The 4,250-nt window shown below is 39.9% G+C and carries 4 protein-coding genes and 1 pseudogene; 1 reads left to right on the forward strand and 4 read right to left on the reverse strand.

From position 1 onward, the window contains the following. Positions 1-715: pseudogene (bglA, locus tag AC1DRF_RS17885) on the forward strand (6-phospho-beta-glucosidase BglA); the annotation flags it as partial. A gap of 81 nt (positions 716-796) precedes the next feature. Here bglA and AC1DRF_RS17890 read toward each other — a convergent pair. The 4 genes from AC1DRF_RS17890 to bla form a co-directional block, all read right to left on the reverse strand. Next, on the reverse strand, positions 797-946 hold the full coding sequence (locus AC1DRF_RS17890) for a hypothetical protein (RefSeq protein WP_477741301.1): 150 nt from the start codon (positions 944-946) through the stop codon (positions 797-799). Positions 947-1,133: 187 nt separating this feature from the next. Next, a complete protein-coding gene (locus AC1DRF_RS17895; RefSeq protein WP_477741302.1) occupies positions 1,134-2,531 on the reverse strand; it encodes an NCS1 family transporter in 1,398 nt (465 codons plus the stop codon). Positions 2,532-2,773: 242 nt separating this feature from the next. Further along, a complete protein-coding gene (locus tag AC1DRF_RS17900) occupies positions 2,774-3,037 on the reverse strand; it encodes an excalibur calcium-binding domain-containing protein (RefSeq protein WP_013058054.1) in 264 nt (87 codons plus the stop codon). A 98-nt stretch (positions 3,038-3,135) separates the two neighbouring features. Beyond that, positions 3,136-4,068, reverse strand: a complete 933-nt coding sequence (bla, locus tag AC1DRF_RS17905) for a class A beta-lactamase (protein ID WP_477741303.1) — start codon at positions 4,066-4,068, stop codon at positions 3,136-3,138. Between the last annotated feature and the right edge of the window lie 182 nt (positions 4,069-4,250).

Here is a 4,250-nt window from a genome sequence, read left to right on the forward strand (position 1 = left end):
AATCTATCCTTATTCTTCAAATCCTGAAGATGTGATGTTAGCAGAAGAAACAATGAGACAGCGCTACTTCTTCCCTGACGTTCAAGTTCGCGGCTATTACCCAAGCTATGCGTTAAAAGAATTCGAACGAGAAGGCTATCATATTCCGTTTGAAGAAGGCGACGAAGAAATTTTACGAAATGGAAAAGTTGATTATTTAGGCTTCAGCTATTACATGTCCACAACAGTTAAAAGCGACGTTGAAGCTGATAACACGGGCGATATCGTAAACGGCGGATTGCCAAACGGCGTAGCAAATCCTTATATCAAATCAAGCGATTGGGGCTGGTCAATTGATCCAACGGGCTTGCGCTATACGTTAAACCGCTTCTACGACCGCTATCAAATTCCGCTGTTCATCRTAGAAAACGGATTTGGTGCCATTGATACGGTTGAAGAAGACGGATCCATTCATGACGCATCACGAATTGAATATTTAAAATCGCACATCGAAGCGTTAGAAAAAGCTGTGATGTACGATGGTGTTGATTTAATGGGCTATACGCCATGGGGAATTATTGATATTGTTTCCTTTACAACAGGCGAAATGAAAAAGCGATACGGCATGATTTCTGTCGACCGTGACAACGAAGGAAACGGATCAATGAAGCGCTACAAAAAAGATTCCTTTAACTGGTACAAACATGTAATTGAAACAAATGGTGAAGAACTATAAGAAATTAGAAAAAGCCGGACTCCTGCGTAAAAACATAGGAATCCGGCTTTTTTAAAACGTGTAAAAATAAAGGCAAATACGTTATCTCGGTTTATCTACTAACTGTGTTTGCGCAATTTCCGTTTGCYTAATTCCCGCTCGTTGAATTTCATCAGCAAACGATTCATGTTTCAGCGTTTTGATTACCTTTTCGCTTCCATCTCGAAGAGTATACACTCTAAATTCATACATACTCTGCCCTCTCCTTTAAGCTATGATTGATGCGATACATTAGATGCGCTCCTGTAAAAGCAACTCACAATAGAGGTAACTTTTTTCTCTTCTTTACTTTACCCACTTTTTAGGAAACTAGACAAAGAGATTTAATCTGACGCGATAAAAGCCTTTGCAGCAAGCAAAGGCTTTTATCGATGGAATGTTAGTATTCAAAGATGGTTCCTTTTTTAAATTTTGAATGTTTAAAAGCAAATTTCGTTAAAAGAATATACGCAACTCCTGCAACTACCACTCCTATAATCCAGCCTAAATCGACTTCGATAAACGCAGCACCTGCGCCGATGAGCATCGCAAGCATGGCGCATGGATTGTAGCCGGAAAACGGCCCTTTTTCTTGATACAATTCTTCTACGTTTACTCTTTGTTTTCGTAAAATATAGTAATCAACCAGTAAAATAGAAACAATTGGACCTAAAAAAGCAGAGTAAAGCAAAATGAACAGCCCAAGACCTGCAGCTGACGAATCTTGAACAAGCACCCAAGGGAACGAGCAAAAGGCAAGGAGTCCAGTAATGGTCACCGCCACTTTATAATTTACTTTTGTCAGCAGCGTAATCACATACGTAGGTGGAATAATGTTCGCCACCATGTTTACGGCAATAACGCCAATCACAATAAAAGCCGATACAGCGACGGTGATATACGAATTATCCACTACAACCGCGAACGCTTTAACTGGATTGGAAATACCCGTAGCAGAAGCAAGCATTGCCCCGATTGTAAGAACGAATCCATAGGCTACTAGAATTGGTGTAAAGTATAAGAACCCACGCTTTGTGTCGCTAATTCCTGGCTTCAGTTCTCTAGAGTAATCGGCTGCGCTTAGAAAAATCGCTGCATAATTCCCCATGAACATCATAATGAAAGAAAAGAACGGAAGTCCCCATGAACCTTTTGTATGTACCCACTTCTCCCCTACTACCTCACTATGAGAAGTTAAAAGAACACCAAATACGTAAACAAGGCCAAGCAATATGATGATTGAAGCAAGCATCTCTACCCATTTAACCGCGTGGAAGCTGTACAGGGAAAGCACGATTTGCAGCAGCTGAATGATAATAAAGCAAAGAACAAGATTGTCAAAAGACCCTTTACTCACAATTTTCCCGATTTCGTTTAAAGCGGTACCGCCTGTCCAGCTTTGGAAACCATACCAAATGATAGCTGGAATACCTCGTAAAAGAGACGATATGACGGATCCTTTTATTCCAAAAGACATTCGAAGCTGCATCACATACGGTATGCCCGTCTTATAGCCAATTCGATCGTTTAACACAAAAAAAGTAGAAATAATACCAATGGCAATAATCGCTGCCACAAACGTTTGAAAAAGATTTAATACCGCAGTACCTGCTACTACTAAGCTTGCGCCAAGCGTCATATTTCCTAAATTAACGCCGTCTCCAATCCACATAAACATATAAGACATCGGAGTTAGCTTTCGATCACTTTCCGCTTTTGGCTTCAGTGACGGATTAAGACCTGCATCTTGATGAGAATGCACCTCTTCTATAACGGAACTTGTTGCATTTGTAGACACTATACACTCAACTCCTTTTGTATGATGTTTCCACCCTAACTTCTAACATCGGATGTAAGTTAACTTAACATATACATAGTGTATACGAATTCTAGTGCAAGTTCATTATTATTTTTGTGAATTTTCTGATATTATTTTGTGCGGTTTGACTAATTTTTGACCTCAGCTCGCAACATACAGGAGTTGATGATAATAAAAAATCCAAGCGCTTACAATAAGCGCTTGGAGGAGTCAGCTAGTATTTATTTTTCACAGGCAATGTAGTCTTTATCTCGATCTAGCTTTGTATTGGCATCATACAGTGATTTTGACACATACGGTTTGTACTTTGTTTTGCCGCCTTTATTTGTTACATTAGCCGCACGAGCTACGCCGCCTTTGTAGTCTTTGTTTAATTCCGTACAGTTTTTGTAAGATTTAGCTGCCGCATCTACGTTTGAAACTGTGCTAAAAGATACGCTCGTTAATAAACCGAAAGATAGAACAATTGGAAAAATCTTTTTCATAAGAGATACTTCCTTCCTGTATTTTTTCTAATTAATAATAGAATGTTCTATCGATCTTTTCAATCTTTTTTTTACATTTAAACTACTATTATCCAATTTTATTTACGAGTAACTTTAAGAGTCTTCACCGCTTGTTTAGCCGCTTCTGCAATTAGTTTATCATTATACTCCGCATCTTTTTCCGCACGATTGGAAAGGATCGCAAGAATAATTGGATCTCCTTTTGGCGGCCAAAGGATAGCAATATCATTTCGCGTCGCGTATGAGCCTGCGCCTGTCTTATCGGCTACTTCCCAGCTTTTCGGCACGCCCGCTCGTATTAACGCATCCCCTGTTGTGTTTCGCTTCATCCAATCTGTTAAAAGTKCACGTTTGTCTTCAGGAAGTGCCTGTCCAAGTACATATTTTTGAAGACTTGCAGCGAGTGCTCTTGGTGTACTTGTATCGTGGGTTTCTCCTGGATTCACTTCATTTAAATCCGGTTCAAAGCGCTCAGGCAGCGTCACATCGTCTCCTATGTTTTCTAAAGCTTCTTTAAATCCATCCGGTCCGCCCAGCTGCTGCAGAATTAAGTTCCCTGCCGTATTGTCGCTGTAGCGAAGCGATGCATCCGCGAGTTCTCGAAGAGTCATACCTGTATCCACGTGTTTTTCTGTAATTGGATTATAGTTTACAAGGTCATCGCGCGTATAAAAGATTCGTTCGTTGAGATCTTCAATTGACTTCTGCTGTAAAAGTGCACCGACAGCGAGAGCCTTATGAGTAGACGCATAAGCAAAACGCTCGTCCGGGTGATACGTTACCGTTTTATTGGTGCCCGTATCTAATGCAAAAACGCCAAGATTCGCATCATATTTTTCTTCAAGCTTAGCAAACTCTCGATCACTCTTAGTTTCTTGCCTTTGACAATTTACCGTTTCAGCATGTACCTCGCTGCTTGAAAAGCTTACAGCCGCCGCGCACGACAGAGCGATTACAGGCATCATTTTTTTAAGCTTTGAAGTACGAAACATCTCTTTCCATGTCTTCATTACCCTTCAACACCTTTCAAAAAAGTATTTAGTATGTATTCTCTTAGGTAGAGATTACCAACAATTCTATTTTATCAATTGTTTATCCTTACAAACATGATAGCTTTATCACATTTGTATAATAAAAGTGTCTCACACTGAAGATGAGCAGTATAAAAATCGTAAGTATTTTAAAAAACAGG

The organism is Priestia sp. P5_B4 (assembly GCF_056400385.1).